A 16,159-nucleotide genomic window follows, 5' to 3' on the forward strand; every position below is an offset into this window, starting at 1 on the left:
TCACAATCCGGAACCGAGGGCTTACTCCGCTGCTTCCAGGAATTGATCCAGCTCTTTGACCACACCATCGACCGTTTTTGAACCATCTTTTAACCCTGCGTATTTCGCCTGGATTTCACCTTCCGCGTCACCGAAGGTATTTCCCCATCCGAGTGCCTGGTAGTCCGCATTCTGGCACAGGCCGCAGGCTTCCACCAACAGTTTCGCGTCGGCCGTATCCACAGAATCCGCCAGGGCCTGGTAATCCACGGCCGTGCTGGGGGCCATTCCGATACCCGCCGAGATAATGCGTTCGGCGATCTCCTCGCTGGTCATATACTTTATGAACTCCACACATGCCTGCGTCTGCGCTTCATCTAACTTATTAGATACGACAAAGCCGGTTCCCCCCGATAACAAAGATGCTTTCATGCCCGCTTCATTGGTCGGGAATACCGCCGGTCTGATGTTCTCGGCCCCTGCCTTACAGTCCACGGAACCGCCCGCATCCCATACCCCGTTAAACAGCATCGCTGTGTTTCCGTCGAAGAAGTCGGTACGGTACTGCTCGTCATCATCCCCGCCGGGTCCGAAATTCGCAGCATCGATCTTCTGCAGCACTTTCGTCTGGATAAAGCCCAGAGTTTCCTTAAAAGTGGGATCGTCAAAGCTGCTCACTGTCTTGCCGCTCTCATAGAAAGTTCTGGAAGCGTCATCCCGCTGGGAATAAGCTGCCGCCAATATATTCGTCGGCCAACCGGCGTTCAGTCCGAAGGGCATGATTCCGGCTGCTGTCAGTTTCTCCACCGCCGTGTCAAAGTCTTCCCATGTCTGCCACTGATCCGGTGCAGCCGCGCCGGCTTTATCAAACAGCGTCTGATTATACCAGAAGCCTACACCTTCGATCTGTTCTCTGACCGAATAAATCTTACCGTCCTGTGTCAGATTCTGATCATAGCAGACTCCCACACCTGCCTTAAACGCCGCATCTTCATCCAGATAGGGTTTCAGATCCAGAATTATATCCGCGTTTGCCGCCACCGGTACAATATCCCAGCCGCCAAAGTCTGCGATGTCATAAAACTCCCCGGCGCTGATATCGTTCAGAGCTGTATTATAAATCCCTTCCGCACCGCTCTCATCCGCGACGATCACAAAATTGAACGCATCCTTATGGGCGTCCGCAAATTCCTGATAGATCTTCCTCATTTCCCCTGCTGCCGCCCACTCCGATTCGTCATGATAATAGCCGTGGGTAAATGTAATCGTCGGCAGCTCACCGTTACTTTTATCCTCTTGTTCTCCTTTATCCGCCTGTTCTGCTTCGGCATTCTGATCCTTATCCCCTTCAGACGACGCCTGATTATCCGCCGTTCCCTCTGCCGGTTTGCTGCCGCACCCGGTCAATACCAGGGCCGCTGCCATAACCGCCGCTAATGTTACACTCAGAACCTTCCTGAATTTCATCATAATCCTCCCTTTCTTCGAATCCTATAGATTCCTACTTCCGTTTACAAGATAACTTTATCAAACAGAAAGGGATTTCTGAATAAACAGAAGCCGCTAAAATATGATACATTTTTTACCGGAACGCCTCATTGATGATGTTAAAAATGCACTTATTTTACTGCGGAATCCTGTCCGGTAAAATAAGTGCAAAATAGGCTGTTGGGGACATGTCCATTTCAGTTTGGGACATGTCCATCCTGATTTGGACATGTCCCAAACTGAAATGGACATGTCCCCAATCATCAAGTGTGCTTTGCATTCAGGCGGTTAATCAGTCCAAGTCTGCCCTCTTCGCTCCGGCATGCCTGCCGAAGCTGGCTTTTCAGGATATCCAGCGTGACGGCATCCCACACCGAACTGATACTTTTAATCTGCAGATCTGCTCCATGGGCCACCTCCAGCGCATTGCCCAGCAGCGGATACTTTTCCCTGATCATGATGTTGTCCACATTGGGATTGGAGGGGGCCTGGCCGGTATCTGTCGCCAGACGGTTCTGTACCTCCGTACTAAGCATATATTTCAGGAATCCGATACTGGCCTCCTTACGTTTCGGATCCGGATTATCGTATAGCACATAGCCGGATGACGGGGAGATATAGGATAAGGAGGCACCGCTTTCCGTGGGATAAGCCGCATATCCGATCTCCCCTTCGATATCGGTGCCGCAAAAGACATCACATTCCCAGACCCCATTAAAATAAATCACACTGCGTCCATCCAGAAACGCCTGTCTCGCATTGTCAATGTTGTCCACATCATGTGAGTAGGAATAAAGACGTGCCACGTCCTGAAGGGCCCGCTGAAAAGAGGGCGTATCAAAATCAGACGGCATGGCCGAGGCCATAGCGAAGCCTTCTTCGGAAGCTCCGGCCAGACGTGCCAGCAGGAAGTCTTCCACTACCTGAATATTTTCCAGTGCGAACACGGACCTGGAAGAATTCTGTGTCTCACACCACGCATCCAGCTTGTCGCAGTCCTCGAAGAACTCCTCCCAGGTATCCGGCAGCTTTACTTTTCCATCCGCATCTGTAATCCCTGCCTCACGGAAATAGGATTCATTGTACCAGAATCCCATCACCTCCAGTGCGTCTGGAAGCGTATAGAGCTTTCCGTCCTCTGTCGTCCAGCTTTCCAGCACAGAGGGATGGATAGAAGCCCTCAGTTCTTCATCCGCTTCTATGTACGGCATCAGATCCAGTGCCATCCCTTTGGTCACCGCGTTCTGTACAAAATAAGAGAGGCCGTTGGTACTGACCACATCCGGCATCCGGTCCACAGCCAGCATGTCATTGGCCTTCTCCACTGCGATCGTGCTGTCAGAAGATGCCTGCTCATTTAAAATAACATCCGCACGTTGTGCGGAAAACTCCTGATAAATCTCCCGCACCACTTTGTGGGTCTGCGCAGTGCCTCCCCAGCCGTGTACCAACGTAATTTCCACCGGCTGCACTTCCTCTTTCCCGGCACATCCGCTAAGAAACGTGAGCCCGCCGAGAAAAACCGGACCAATGAAGATAAGGATGGCACACAGCCATCCTGTTTTTTTGAAATGGCAGGGAGCTGATTTGAAATGGCAGGAAGCTTTCACCCTTGATTTCATTCCCGGCTTCACCCTTGTTCTCTCATCCTTTGTATGGTTTCATTGGCAATCGCGTAGATTTCTTCCGGCTCCACACCGATATCAAAGACCCCGTCCTCGTACAGGATATGCCCGTTGACCATAGTCATCTTTACATTGCTCTTGCTTCCGGAGTATACCAGGTTCTTGGTAATATTGTTAATCGGCTGCATGTTGGGCTGATGCAGATCGATCATGATCAGATCTGCCAGCTTGCCTTCCGCCAGCGTATCACATTCGTCCAGGTGCATCGCTTTGGCACCGCCCACGGTAGCCATATAGAGCACATCGTTGGCATCCAGCGCGGATGCGTCGTCCAGGTTCAGCTTCTGGAGGGAGGTAGCCATAAACATCTCCCGGAACATATCCAGGCAGTTGTTACTGGCAGGCCCGTCCGTTCCGATCGCCAGCTGGATCCCCATACTCATCATCCTTTGAAGCGGAGCGATTCCGCTGGCCAGCTTCGCATTGGACGCCGGATTCGTCACAACGAACATTTTACGATCACGGAATATCTCCAGATCGGCCTCAGACATATGCACGCAGTGATAACCGCCGCCGCCGTAATCAAACAGCCCTAAACTGTTCAGGAATACGGTAGGTGTCATCCCGTAACGTTCCAGGCATTGTTCCACCTCAGGCCGGCCCTCCGAATTATGAGTGTATACCGGCGCGTGATGTTTTTTCGCCAGTGCCGCAAGTCCTTCCAGCAGAGAACGGTTGGTCGTATATTCCGCGTGGAATCCCAGCTGATAGCTGATTAACTCGTGATAAGAGTTGAATTTCAGATATTCTGCCTCTTCCTCTTCCACCGTCCCGCCAAAATCGTTCAACCCATTGGTCAGAACGGTACGAAAACCGGTATCTACGGAAGCTTTCGCGATCTGATCCCGGAAAAAATACATATCGAAGTTGGCAGTTATACCGCTGGTCAGGTATTCCATAATCGCCAGTTTGGATAAATGATACACATCCTCCGGTGTCAGCTTGGCCTCCATAGGAAACACCTGCCTGTTCAGCCATTCCAGCAGCGGAAGATCATCCGCATAGGATCTTAAAAAGGTCATGGCGGAATGTGTATGGGCGTTTTTGAACCCCGGCATCAGCAGATTTTTCTTACAGTCGATCTCCCGGTCCCACTTTACCATATTCTCCACTGCGTCTTTGTCCCTGCCTGTCCCGATATAGACAATCCGGTTGGCCCTCACCCACAGTTCTCCCTCTTCGATCATGAATCCGTTTGCCATAGTCAGTATTCTGGCATTGTAAAAACGTGTGTTCATTGTATTCCTCCTTCTTGGTCTGCGCCCCGCGCCGTAAGATTCCCCGGTCCAAAGCCCATGGGAAAAAGCTCTGACAGCTTAGAGCCTATATAGTCATCCTCTGATTTTACCAATATCACATCAAACAGTTCCGGATCGCAGAATTCAATCATTACCTGACGGCATACCCCGCAGGGCGGACAGTAATCTACAGGAGGCCCCCCCTGTTTCCCTCCCGCAATGGCGATAGCTTTAAACTTTCGTTCGCCGGAGCTTAATGCTTTGAAAAATGCTGTTCGCTCTGCACAGTTTGACGGTGAATATGCCGCATTTTCAACGTTGCAGCCCGTATATATCTTACCATTTTCGGCCAACAGCGCCGCACCCACACAAAAACCGGAATAAGGCGCGTATGCATATTCCCTGACCCGCAGAGCTTCCGCGGCCAATGCTGTATTCATTCCCATAGCGTTCCTTCCTTATTTATCAGCGTTTTCCTTTATCATATATTTCTCCCAATGCGCGCGGCGCCTGATTATGCTTGGAGAAAAAGACCAGGAGCAACAGCGTCAGCACATAGGGAAGTATCATAACCAGATCAGAATAAGCGCTGGGCATCTGCAGTATAAGCACGATTTTATTCCCCCCTGAGCGGGCGAATCCGAATAGCAAACAGGCTCCCAGCGTAGGGAGTATCTTCCAGTTGCCGAAGATCAGAGCCGCGATGGCCAGGTAACCATAGCCCACATAGATGGCTGAGGAAAAATTGGCGGAGATGGAATAAGCAAAACAGATCCCTGCGATCCCCGACAGTGCGCCTGAAACCATAACCGCCCCAAGTCTTACCTTTCCCACCTCGATACCAGCCGCATCCACCGCATGGGGGTTATCTCCGCAGGCTCTTAGATGCATGCCATACCTTGTCTTATATAATACGAACCAGGCCACAAAGGCCGCAAGCACGATCACAATCTCAAACGGATACAAATCCGTGAAAACCGCCCCCAAAACCGGAATTTTTGATATCACCGGAATCGTGAACCGCCCGGATACCCCCAGATTGAATTTGTCCGAAGGAGTGCCGAACAGAATAGGATTCAACTGCTTGGTAAAAAACGTGGTTAAGGCCATAGCCAGTATGTTGATCACCACACCGCTTATAACCATATTAGCCTTGAAACGGATGCACAACAATGCGTGCAGAAGAGAATACACCGCGCCTCCGATTACCGCGAACAGGATGGCCAGCAAAACCTGAGACAGGGAACCCAGACCGAACACATTTGCGGTCAGAACAGCAAACAGGGAACCTGTGAAGGCTCCAAAACCCTGCAGTCCCTCAAGGGCCAGGTTCGTAACACCGCTTCGCTCACTGTAGATTCCTCCGATTGCCATGATAAAAAGCGGCAGCGAAAATGATAACCCATCTATAATTACCGTATTCATAAATCTCCGTCCCCCTTTCCCTTACCGTCTCCCCGCTTCCCGACTGACGGCTGTTCCTGCGCCTCTTCCTCCAGCAGCTCCTTCATACGGTTTACACGGAATTTCACGAACGCCGAACACGCTGCGAACAAAAGGATAATACCGGTAATAACCGACGCGATCTCCGCCTGGACCCCTGACTGGGAGCTCATGTAAGTACTGCCCTTACCGAGTATCGTGATCAGAAACGATGAGAACAGAATGCCGATCGGATTCGAGTTTCCCAGCAGAGCTACCGCGATGGCGTCAAACCCGGTGGACGGAAGCACCTTCGGCTGTATGGAACCGAAATATCCCATAAAATAAGTAACGCCGGCCAGACCGGCCAAGGCCCCCGATATCATCATCGTAAGGATCATATTCCGGCCCACGTTCATTCCCGCGTATTTTGCTGCCTTTGGGCTGGCCCCCACCGCTTTGATCTCATATCCCAGCACTGTCCTGTTCATTAGAAATCGGAGCACGATGGCTGCGATTACGGCGAGAAGGATTCCCAGAGGGATGTCAATCTTCAGACCTCCCACCGGCGTATCCATCAGCGTCAGCCTGGATGCCTCCGCTACCACCTGGGACTGCCTGGATACCGGATTCATATAGAAAGTATTGATAAAGAAGCTGATGATGTACTGTGCAATATAATTGATCATGATGGAGGAAACAACCTCGTTAATATTAAAACGGTATTTTAGCCAGCCAATCAATCCCCCAACCAGCATCCCGACCACAATTCCCACCGCCAGAGTCAAAATCTTCGCCACCGGCCAGGGCAGACTCTGGGCATAGCCCACAGTCACCGATGTGATAAAACCGGCCGTCAGCATCTGGCCCGAGACACCGATATTGAACAGGCCTGCTTTTAGGGCTATGGCTACCGCAAGCGCCGCGAACAGCATGGGAGTCCAGGCGTTTAAGAAGCTGGTAAAGTCCGTCAGCATGCTCTTATAGGCCGCGTAAGAGGACTTGGCCAAAAGTCCGCTGCCCTCCAGCAGGTTTCGATAAGCCGAAACCGGATTCCCACCCGTCAGCGCGATTACCGCCATCCCTACCAGCAGGCTGATCAGTATGGTAAACAGCGGAATCGCAAAAGGCTGCGTTTTTTCATTTCCAAGCATAGCGACAAATCCTTTTCGAAATACTCTCGTTATCTTATTCATGCGCCCTTAACCCCCATCATAAACTCGCCCACTTCATTGGTGGTCAACGTCTTTGCATCGGCAATTTTCATAATGGCACCGTTGTAAATCACACCGATCGTATCGGACAGGTTCATAATTTCATCTAACTCCAGCGATATCAGCAGTATCGCTTTCCCCGCATCGCGCTCTTTAAGTATCTGGTTGTGTATATTCTCGATGGCGCCGATATCCAATCCCCTGGTCGGCTGTACAAATATCATCAGCGGGCTCTGCAGCTCAATCTCCCTGCCTACGATCGCCTTCTGCTGGTTGCCGCCGCTCATGGAACGCACCTGGGTTTTTACCCCCTGCCCGCTCCGGATGTCATATTTCTCCAGCATCCGCTCCCCATACCGGTCCATCTCACCGGGACGCAGCACCCCTTTATGGGAAAACGGCTCCTGATAATACTGCTTTAACGCCAGGTTTTCCGCCAATGTAAAGTCTAAGACCAGCCCGTAATTCTGCCTGTCCTCCGGTATATAGGAGATTCCTTCCAGCGTCCTCCTGCGTATACTGTAGTCGGAGATATCGACTCCGTTCAGGCGAATAACACCGCTCCTGGCCTTTATCAGTCCGGCGATGGCATCGGCCAGCTCCACCTGCCCGTTCCCGGATACCCCGGCGATGGCGAAGATCTCTCCCCCCCGCACGGAAAAGGAGACGTCCTTGACCAGTGGAAAGTGGTTTTGGTCTTCTACCGACAGATGCTCCACTTCCAATATCTTTTCATGAAAATCCGCCGGCTTTTTATCCGTCTCAAAGCTGACCTCCCTGCCTACCATCAGGTTCGCCATTTCCTTCGTGCTGGTAGCGGCCACGTCCCTGACCGTCACCAGCTTTCCCCTGTTTAAGATGGCGCAGCGGTCTGAAACCTGTTTGATCTCCTCCAATTTATGAGAGATCAGGATGACCGTCTTTCCGCCATCCCTAAGTCCCCGGATAATATCAAGCAAAAATTCGATTTCCTGCGGAGTCAGTACAGCAGTGGGTTCGTCAAATATCAGGATTTCCGCCTCCCGGTAGAGCATCTTAAGGATTTCCACCCTCTGCTGGGTGGACACGTTGGCGTTCTCGATCAGCTGCTGGGGGTCCACCTCCAATCCGTATTTTGCCGACAGCTGGGCGATCTCCCTGGCGGCCTTTTTCAGATCCACATAGGGGATAAACCCCAGCAGCTTTTTCACCGGCTCCATCCCCATCACGATATTTTCGGTGACGGTATAATTGGATACCAGCTTAAAATGCTGGTGAACCATACCGATATTTAGCCGGGTGGCATGGTTGGGCGAAGCGATTTTTACTTTTTCCCCGCGGATTAATATCTCTCCTTCGTCCGGCTCGTACATGCCGAACAGCATACTCATCAGTGTGGATTTCCCGGCGCCGTTCTCACCCAGGAGGGCGAATATTTCCCCCTTTTTTATCTGTATAGTGACATCATTATTCGCGATGATGCCGGGGAATTTCTTCGTGATATGCCTCATTTCCACGATGTATTCAGACATCCCTCTGTCTCCTTTCCCTTTTTATCCTTTGACCTGCCATTAATACTCCGGTAATAACACCTCAAAAAATAAAACCGCATAAATATATGGGGACAGCCGCCTTCGGTGTCTGTCCCCATGGGATACCATATCACGCCTGATATCTATTTAACCGGCACGTCAAGTCCCTTAAAATCATCAGGAGTACCGTCGAAATTGGAAGGAGGCACGATTGTTCCGTCTTTTACCATCGCATATACCTTATCTAATATAGCAATTGTATCCGCAGACAGCTGCTGCCTTCCTTCAGCCTTTACGTACCCTGTGGAATCCGTGTCTGCTTTCAGAAGATAATTGCCTCCTTTAAAAGTGCCGTCGGCAATGGCATTTAACTGTTTCTCCACATTTTTATCCATAATCTTAAGCGCGGAGGTCAGGATGATGTTGCTGTCTCCGTTGGCGCCGTCGTCATACTGGTCTACATCGCATCCGATCACCATTACCCCTTTTGCCTCCTTGGCAGCCGTAAAAACTCCGTTTCCGGATCCGCCCGCCGCTACAAGCATGATGTCTACGCCTTTGTCAATCAGAGCTTTGCCGACCACCTTGCCTTGGGCCTGATCCGCAAAATTCCCGGTATAGTTGCCGCCTACATTATTATTGGTTACATCGGTCCCTGCATAAGCGGCGATCTCCACGCATTCCGCTTTCGCGCCCAGGTTCTTGACCGCGTAGTTCACGCCTGATTCGAATCCATACTGGTAATTCACATTGGAAGGGAAGGCCACGCCGTTCACCACGGCGACCTTACCGGACTTTGTCTGCAGCGCCGCCGCGATACCGGCGAAAAATCCGCTTTCCTGCTCCGCGAACTGCATCGCGTAGACATTATCCATCTCCGCTTCCTTACCTTCCGCGTCGGCCGGATAGGAATCCACCAGTATAAACTTTACATTCGGATTATCCTGTGCCAGCTGTCCGATACCTGCGAACTGGAATCCCGGAGTGACAATTACGTCATAATCAGCGACAATATCGGCGACTGCCTGAACGGATGCCGTATTATCCCCGGTAGGTTCATTAACCGCTTTTACCGTAGCCTCCGGATGATTGGCGATAAACGCCTGGATGCCTTCATATACATTCTGGTTGAAGGAACCATCATCCACCCCGGAAGGGCTTGTTACGATCGCGATCTTCATCGCAGTCTGCGCAGGCGCTTCCGTCGCGGGCGCCGTACTCTCCGGTGCAGGCGTGGCTGCGGTCTCACCCGCCGGCGTACTGTCCTCCTTCGCAGGCTCCTGGGGCTGCTCTTTATCACCGCAGCCTGCCATAATCAGCACCATAGTAAATGCCAACATCACTGCAAAAACTTTTTTCAACATAATATTCCTCCTTTTGAAATCCTTAAGTCTTCGGCCTTCCGGCCGACCGTGGATTACATATTTATCATATCATTCTTTTTAAGCATTTACAACAAATCCGTGTTATATACGGGATAAAAATACGCAAAAATAACCTATATACGGAACATTTCAGCCAGGTTTTCTGTATACGGAGGATAGCATATTCCCCTCTCCGTCACGATCGCCGTGATCAGGGAGTGATCTGTAACATCAAAGGCCGGATTGTAACATTTCACTTTGGGCAGCGCCATGGGTTCCCGATAGAATTTGGTCTTGATCTCCTGTTCATCCCGAAGCTCGATCCGGATATCAGCGCCCGTCGGGCATGCCATGTCAACCGTTGACCCGGGCCCCAGTACATAAAAAGGTATGCCGTAATACTTCGCCAGTATCGCCACACCGCTGGTTCCTATTTTATTAGCCGCGTCTCCGTTGGCCGCCACCCGGTCGCAGCCTACAAAACACGCCTGAATCCAGCCGTTCTTCATAACCAGGCTGGCCATATTATCGCAGATCAGCGTAACGTCAATACCGCCCCTGGCCAACTCGTAAGAGGTCAGCCGGGCTCCCTGCAGCAGAGGTCTTGTCTCGTCTGCAAATACCCGGAATTCCATTCCCCGCTCTTTTCCCAAAAACAGCGGTCCCAGCGCCGTACCGTACCGTGAAGTGGCCAGCGGTCCCGCATTGCAGTGGGTAAGAATTCCATCCCCATCACTGATCAGCGTAAGCCCGTATTCGGAAATGGCCCGGCACATCTTAATATCCTCTTTTTGAATCATGCGGCACTCTTTCTCCAGCAGCTTAAGTATCTCGGAAACCGTGCACTGCGGATGGCCGGTCACTACTTTTTCCATGCGGTTTAAGGCCCAGCTTAAGTTCACCGCAGTGGGCCTGGAGGAATCCAGATATTCTTTGTATTCCCTGAATTTTTGCAAAAAATCCGAATAATCCTCCGTGTGAATCTGCCGTGCCAGGACATAGATGCCGTACCCTGCGCAGATTCCGATCGCCGGTGCGCCCCGCACTTTTAATTCATATATGGCATCATAGATATCCTCAGCCGTTTCCAGCGTCAGATATTCTTCAATATTCGGCAGTTTGGTCTGATCTATAATAATGACTTTTTTCCCGTCCCCGCTCAGCCTTACATTATCTGCGTAATCATCTCCGATTGTCTTTTCCATATAACTCACGCTCCTTATCAGGTTTTAAACTATGTCCGGCAGTTCTTGTCTGTAAATGAGAATCCCGCTTTGAATGCCTTTGACTGAAATGCCTGCCCGTAGTCCGTTAAATCATAAAGCTGTATAGGCGGAAACTGGACATAATGTTTTGACAGCAGATTTAATGCCGGGGCAAACGGTCCGCATCTGCTGCCCGTAATCGTCACTTCATTGACAACAAAATCACTCATATTCACTTTCGTATCCCCTGCGTAGGTGCTTTTTAATACGATCGTTCCCTTATGGCGCACCACTTTCTGGGCAGTCAGGATCCCTGTGGGAGATCCGGTGGCATCTATCACTACCTCGTAGGTATCCGGAAGATCTGTTGTAACATGCGCAAATCCCGAAAACTGTTTCAGCTTCTCTTCATGTCTGCCGATCACCGTTAAGTCAGCGCCAGTCAGCGCAATCACCTGGGCGATCATAAACGCCAGACGGCCGTCTCCGATCACAGCCACGCTGTCGGAGGGTTTTAGATGAACCTGTGTGGGAATCTCCAAAGCTGCCGCCAGCGGTTCCGTGAATACCGCCTCCTCATCCCTCAGGGTATCCGGAACTTCATGCAAAAGTCCTGTCTCCAGGGTCATATATTCCGCAAAGCATCCGTCCTTTCCGGCAAGCCCGATCACCCGCCGGCTGTCACAATGTCCCCGCCTTCCGGTCCTGCAGTACAGACAGTGTCCGCACCCTGCGTTCAGTTCTCCCACTACCCGCCGTCCAACCAGCTCCGGTCTGCCGGACTTAATTACTTCGCCTACAAACTCATGGCCCATAATTCCGTTAAAATCAGGTTTATACCCCCGCAATACTTCCTTGTCCGTATTACAGACAGCCGCTATCCGTATTTTAATCAAACTTTCGGTATCTGTTGGTACGGGAATCGGATAATCCTCCAGGTATTTTGCTTCCCGCCCATTGTAATATAATGCTTTTATAGTACCCGCCTCCTTTCCGGCAGCCTCCCCTTCGCCACTGGGAAGCCCTTACAGGACTTCCGTCGCAATATTCACGATGGACGAGGTGATCAGCTTCTTAAACATCGGCGCCTTGCGGTCCGCCATCTCCTGTACCTCTTCATGGGTCAGCGGCTGTTTGGCCGCGTCGGCTGCCTGGTTGGATACACAGGAGATACCGCATATCTTCATTCCCATGTGGTTAGCTGCCACAGCCTCACAGGCGGTGCTCATTCCTACGGCATCAGCGCCCAGAGTCCTGCACATGCGCACCTCGGAGGGAGTCTCGAAATTGGGGCCGGTCAGCTGGATGTAGACACCTTCCTGAAGCGGGATGTTTTGTTCCAGGGCGGTCTGTCTGATGATCCGGCGGAGTTTGAAATCATAGACATCGCTCATGTCGGGGAACCTGGTTCCCAGCTCGTCGATGTTGGGCCCGATTAAGGGAGATGGGACGAAATTCAGGATATGGTCCCGGATCAGCATGAAATCTCCCGCCTGATAGTTATAGTTGATTCCGCCGGAGGCGTTGGTCAGGAATAATACCTCGGCACCCATCATCCGCATGAGCCTGGTGGGAAGTACTACGTCGGACATGTCGTAGCCTTCGTAGTAATGGACACGGCCCTGCATGATGACGACCGGTACGGTTTCTACATAGCCGAAGATGAAACGGCCTTTGTGGCCGGGCACGGTGGATACCGGGAATCCTTCGATATCAGAATAATTAAGGGTCGCTTCTACCTGGATGCCTTCGGCGTAATCCCCCAGGCCGGAACCCAGGATCAGCGCTACTTTGGGCTGGAAGTCTGCTTTGGATTTTACGCTTTCATAGCATTTTTGTAATTTTTCGTATACTTGATTCATGGTGGGTCTCCTTTGCTTTTGAGGCATGTATTATTGTTGGTTTGGTTTTGTGTTGGTGGGATCGTTCTTTTGATTATGTGTTGCTGTTATCTGGTTTTGGTCTGGATACTTTTAGGATTTCCGTTGCCTGTGCTATCTGGCAGCTTCCGGGGACAGGCACATTCCGCCTTTCGTTTGATGCCGGTTGAGCTTAAGACGGAATGAGCCAGTCCCCTCTCAGAAGTAAATGATTTCTACGCGGTGTCCCATCTGCTCTACCACCGATTTGAGCTGGCCGATGAGATTCATGCGAAGGTCTAAGTCCATGGTGGCGTCGTAGGCCTGATTGACGGCTTTCCCCACGAAGAGCTTTAGTTCCGTGCATTCCTCGATCAGGATCTTGGCCAGCCTGGCGGCGCCGTTGTCCTCATCCAGGGCCAGGAAGAAGTCCACATCGACTTCATCCCTTATATATTGTCTTAAAAGCTTCAACGCTTTATTCATGGTTATGATTCCTTCTGTAACCAGATCCATTCCTTCGATTTCCGCCATGGGCGGTACATCGCTGGAAGTGTTCTGGATCTGAGTTGTGACCGGTTTATCCAGATATTTTGCAGCAATATTCGCGCTGGTGCCGCCGCATACGATCTTACAGCCGGCTTCGCCCATGAACTGTTCCATCAGCTTCCGGTCGTCCCCTGGATCCTCCGGTGGTCCCGTGAAGATGCTGACCAGACGTCTGGGGATCACTCTGGTCACACAGACCGTAGTGTCGTCTCCGGGTTTTTGCAGATAGAGATCGTCGCAGGCTTTGCTTAACATGGCCGTGAGCCGGGAAGCCGACGTAGTGGTTTTCATGCATTTGAGCGCATATTCGGCCATACTGTCTCTGGTCCAGCCCAGATTCAGGATCTCGCCGGCTCCCGCGTAGACCACGCCGTCACTCATCAGCACAAAGCAGTCGCCCATCTGCACCTGAAACCGCCATTCCCGGATATCCTTCCCCTCCAGTTCCCGATGGGTGAAGGGGATATCCATCAGTTTTCTATCCCGGATCAGCACACATTCCGGATTGTCGAACTCCACCAGATATCCTTCCCCGTTGTGGAAAATCTGCAGTATACTGAATGTGGCATAGGCCACCTTCCGGACCTGGCAGATCGGCAGTGTCTTAACGATGGTCTCCACCGCATCCTCAATGGACGCCCCGTTCTGAAACATAGTTCCCAGTATCTTAGAGGTCAGCGTGGCCAGAATATTGGCCTTGACCCCGCTGCCCATTCCATCCGCCAGAATGGCGATATCCGAATCAGCCGTCTTGATAATTTCTACTTTATCTCCGCACAGTTCTTCATGAAACTTATTTAAACTTTTATAAGAAACTTCTACACTGACATCCATGGTTTTCCCCCTATTCTTCCTGACCTTCGAATAAGATCGAATCCCGCAGCTTCGTCAGTGTGACCTTGGTCTCAGCCGTAGTTTCACCCAGCAGTCCGGCGATCTCCTGGGCAACCATCATCTGCTTGTCTATTACCTTCTGGGCCATCTCCACCGTCTCGACCTGAAGCTGGTAATGCTTTTTCTTATTATTTTCCTCTTCCGTTACATCCTCGAAGATTCCAAGGACCGCATCCTGCTCTTTGACATACACCAGCGTCTGGGTCGTATAAATACCCAGATCCTCGTAGGCCACCCGCTTATGTACGATCGGCTCATGGGTGTCATATACATACAGAAAATCCGTGTGATCGATCAGTTCGAACAGATATTTCTCCACCGCCACAGACTTGCTCTGTTTAAACATTTTCTCCGCCGCTTTATTGAATTCCATAATCCGCATATCCTGATCGACTACCAGAATGGCGTTCGGAGTCTGCTCCATCACCGTGTTAGCCATAGAATTGGCTTTATCAAAAGCATAGGGCAGGCACATACCCAGCTCGGCTTTTTCCTGGAAAACCGCAATAGCCTTCTCCCTGCAGGAACCATATCCGCAGGCCCCGCAGTCCAGCTCGTCCTCCCTGCTGTATTTACCGGTCTTGCGCAATATACTCCTGATCTCTTCTTCCGTCGGCATTTTTTCCTTCTCTACCCGGGAGTAGAACTGTTTTTCCAGATCCACCTCAGGCGGCACCTCCGGATAGTCGGGACTGACATACTCGATCTGTTCCTCGATATCCAGCTTTGCCTTAAATCTGGAAACCTCCATTTTACTGATCGCAGGTCCCTTGATACAGCCTCCCTCGCAGACATTCGCCTCGATAAAACAGTGTTCCAGTTCCCCATTCGCCATCCCCCGGAACAGATCGATACAATTATCCAGTCCGTCCACAAACAGCTTGCGGTAAGTATCCTTTCCGTTCTTGGCCACCACCGAAGTCATCACCCCGGAGCTGACCGGATACAGACGGTTCACCTTCGGATCCGGATTATCCATAGGCGAAGGGTTCTGCGCCTTAACATCGATCCCTTCCTCCTCCAGCCACTGCTCAACCTCTGAAAAATTAATCACCGCATCGATCCAGCCGGAAGTCCTCTCATCCAGCTCCGCTTCCTCTTTTTTAGCAATGCAGGGGCCTAAAAAAACCACCTTTGTATTCATCCCCAACTGCTTCTTGATCAGCATTCCGTGAGCGACCATCGGTGACACCACCGGCGCCATATAGGGTGTCAGGTCCGGAAAATACTTCTCAATCAAATCGTTGATGCTGGGACAGCAGGTCGAAATCACATTCTTCATGCTGCCCTCCTCCAGAATCCGGTGATAAGCGTTGGTCACATAAGCCGCGCCCTCAGCAGTCTCACGAATCTGCTTAAATCCCAGCCGCTTCAAAGCGGTAACCACCTGGCCTGGATGGCTGTACTTCATAACCCCCAGATAAGACGGCGCAATCGAAATAACCGTTTTCTGTCCCTGTCTCAGAAAACTCTTCACCCGGTCCAGATCACTGGAAAACGTCTTAGCATTCTGAGGACAGACCTCCAGGCAGTGCCCGCACAGAATACAGTGCTCGTTCATAATCTGAGCCTGTTCGTTCTTAATCCGTATCGCTTTCACCGAACAGGACCGGACACACTTATAACAGTTCCGGCAATTAGCTTTTTGAAAATCAATGACGTTCATGTGTGCCTCCTTCAAGCCAGAATTTCCACGTTTTTTACAGCCGTGGCTAATGTTTATATTTTAACATAGGGTATATAGTTTGTCA

13 protein-coding genes are annotated in these 16,159 nt (G+C 51.1%); all 13 read right to left on the reverse strand.

Annotation, left to right across the window (positions count from 1 at the left end):
• Positions 1-21: 21 nt before the first annotated feature.
• The gene (locus tag KTH90_RS04305) at positions 22-1,449 is read right to left on the reverse strand and encodes an ABC transporter substrate-binding protein (RefSeq protein ID WP_238726329.1); all 1,428 of its coding nucleotides are present in this window, start codon (positions 1,447-1,449) and stop codon (positions 22-24) included.
• A gap of 281 nt (positions 1,450-1,730) precedes the next feature.
• Entirely contained in the window at positions 1,731-3,089 is a 1,359-nt protein-coding gene (locus tag KTH90_RS04310) for an ABC transporter substrate-binding protein (RefSeq protein ID WP_158349856.1), read from the reverse strand.
• An 8-nt stretch (positions 3,090-3,097) separates the two neighbouring features.
• Positions 3,098-4,390, reverse strand: a complete 1,293-nt coding sequence (locus KTH90_RS04315) for an amidohydrolase (protein WP_158349857.1) — start codon at positions 4,388-4,390, stop codon at positions 3,098-3,100.
• Entirely contained in the window at positions 4,387-4,836 is a 450-nt protein-coding gene (locus tag KTH90_RS04320; protein ID WP_238726330.1) for a cytidine deaminase, read from the reverse strand. Before KTH90_RS04320 ends, KTH90_RS04315 begins: the two co-directional genes overlap by 4 nt.
• 19 nt (positions 4,837-4,855) lie before the next feature.
• A complete protein-coding gene (locus KTH90_RS04325) occupies positions 4,856-5,815 on the reverse strand; it encodes an ABC transporter permease (protein WP_158349858.1) in 960 nt (319 codons plus the stop codon).
• Positions 5,812-7,008 carry an ABC transporter permease gene (locus tag KTH90_RS04330; protein ID WP_158349859.1) on the reverse strand — a complete coding sequence of 399 codons (1,197 nt, stop codon included), beginning with the start codon at positions 7,006-7,008 and terminating at the stop codon, positions 5,812-5,814. Before KTH90_RS04330 ends, KTH90_RS04325 begins: the two co-directional genes overlap by 4 nt.
• A complete protein-coding gene (locus tag KTH90_RS04335; RefSeq protein WP_238726331.1) occupies positions 7,005-8,537 on the reverse strand; it encodes an ABC transporter ATP-binding protein in 1,533 nt (510 codons plus the stop codon). The genes KTH90_RS04330 and KTH90_RS04335 overlap by 4 nt, the downstream gene beginning before the upstream one ends.
• Positions 8,538-8,680: 143 nt before the next feature.
• Positions 8,681-9,901 (reverse strand): BMP family lipoprotein, encoded by a 1,221-nt coding sequence (locus KTH90_RS04340; protein ID WP_238726332.1) that lies wholly within the window; start codon positions 9,899-9,901, stop codon positions 8,681-8,683.
• Between the two features lie 134 nt (positions 9,902-10,035).
• Positions 10,036-11,106, reverse strand: coding sequence for an S-methyl-5-thioribose-1-phosphate isomerase (mtnA, locus tag KTH90_RS04345; protein ID WP_238726333.1), 1,071 nt, complete (start codon positions 11,104-11,106; stop codon positions 10,036-10,038).
• A 29-nt stretch (positions 11,107-11,135) separates the two neighbouring features.
• The gene (locus tag KTH90_RS04350; RefSeq protein WP_238726334.1) at positions 11,136-12,002 is read right to left on the reverse strand and encodes an alcohol dehydrogenase catalytic domain-containing protein; all 867 of its coding nucleotides are present in this window, start codon (positions 12,000-12,002) and stop codon (positions 11,136-11,138) included.
• A 129-nt stretch (positions 12,003-12,131) separates the two neighbouring features.
• Positions 12,132-12,968, reverse strand: coding sequence for a purine-nucleoside phosphorylase (locus KTH90_RS04355; RefSeq protein WP_238726335.1), 837 nt, complete (start codon positions 12,966-12,968; stop codon positions 12,132-12,134).
• A gap of 216 nt (positions 12,969-13,184) precedes the next feature.
• Positions 13,185-14,348: a SpoIIE family protein phosphatase gene (locus KTH90_RS04360; protein ID WP_238726336.1), complete on the reverse strand. Its 1,164-nt coding sequence runs from the start codon at positions 14,346-14,348 to the stop codon at positions 13,185-13,187.
• 10 nt (positions 14,349-14,358) lie between these two features.
• A complete protein-coding gene (locus KTH90_RS04365) occupies positions 14,359-16,074 on the reverse strand; it encodes a [Fe-Fe] hydrogenase large subunit C-terminal domain-containing protein (RefSeq protein ID WP_158349865.1) in 1,716 nt (571 codons plus the stop codon).
• Positions 16,075-16,159: the final 85 nt, after the last annotated feature.

The sequence above is a fragment of the Diplocloster modestus genome (assembly GCF_019042245.1).
Classification (GTDB): domain Bacteria; phylum Bacillota; class Clostridia; order Lachnospirales; family Lachnospiraceae; genus Diplocloster; species Diplocloster modestus.

Excerpts from the sequence above, each read along its gene's own strand:
- KTH90_RS04305 (WP_238726329.1), bottom strand. The coding sequence starts at position 1,449 with ATGATGAAATTCAGGAAGGTTCTGAGTGTAACATTAGCGGCGGTTATG.
- KTH90_RS04310 (WP_158349856.1), bottom strand. The coding sequence starts at position 3,089 with ATGAAATCAAGGGTGAAAGCTTCCTGCCATTTCAAATCAGCTCCCTGC.
- KTH90_RS04315 (WP_158349857.1), bottom strand. The coding sequence starts at position 4,390 with ATGAACACACGTTTTTACAATGCCAGAATACTGACTATGGCAAACGGA.
- KTH90_RS04320 (WP_238726330.1), bottom strand. The coding sequence starts at position 4,836 with ATGGGAATGAATACAGCATTGGCCGCGGAAGCTCTGCGGGTCAGGGAA.
- KTH90_RS04325 (WP_158349858.1), bottom strand. The coding sequence starts at position 5,815 with ATGAATACGGTAATTATAGATGGGTTATCATTTTCGCTGCCGCTTTTT.
- KTH90_RS04330 (WP_158349859.1), bottom strand. The coding sequence starts at position 7,008 with ATGAATAAGATAACGAGAGTATTTCGAAAAGGATTTGTCGCTATGCTT.
- KTH90_RS04335 (WP_238726331.1), bottom strand. The coding sequence starts at position 8,537 with ATGTCTGAATACATCGTGGAAATGAGGCATATCACGAAGAAATTCCCC.
- KTH90_RS04340 (WP_238726332.1), bottom strand. The coding sequence starts at position 9,901 with ATGTTGAAAAAAGTTTTTGCAGTGATGTTGGCATTTACTATGGTGCTG.
- mtnA (WP_238726333.1), bottom strand. The coding sequence starts at position 11,106 with ATGGAAAAGACAATCGGAGATGATTACGCAGATAATGTAAGGCTGAGC.
- KTH90_RS04355 (WP_238726335.1), bottom strand. The coding sequence starts at position 12,968 with ATGAATCAAGTATACGAAAAATTACAAAAATGCTATGAAAGCGTAAAA.
- KTH90_RS04360 (WP_238726336.1), bottom strand. The coding sequence starts at position 14,348 with ATGGATGTCAGTGTAGAAGTTTCTTATAAAAGTTTAAATAAGTTTCAT.
- KTH90_RS04365 (WP_158349865.1), bottom strand. The coding sequence starts at position 16,074 with ATGAACGTCATTGATTTTCAAAAAGCTAATTGCCGGAACTGTTATAAG.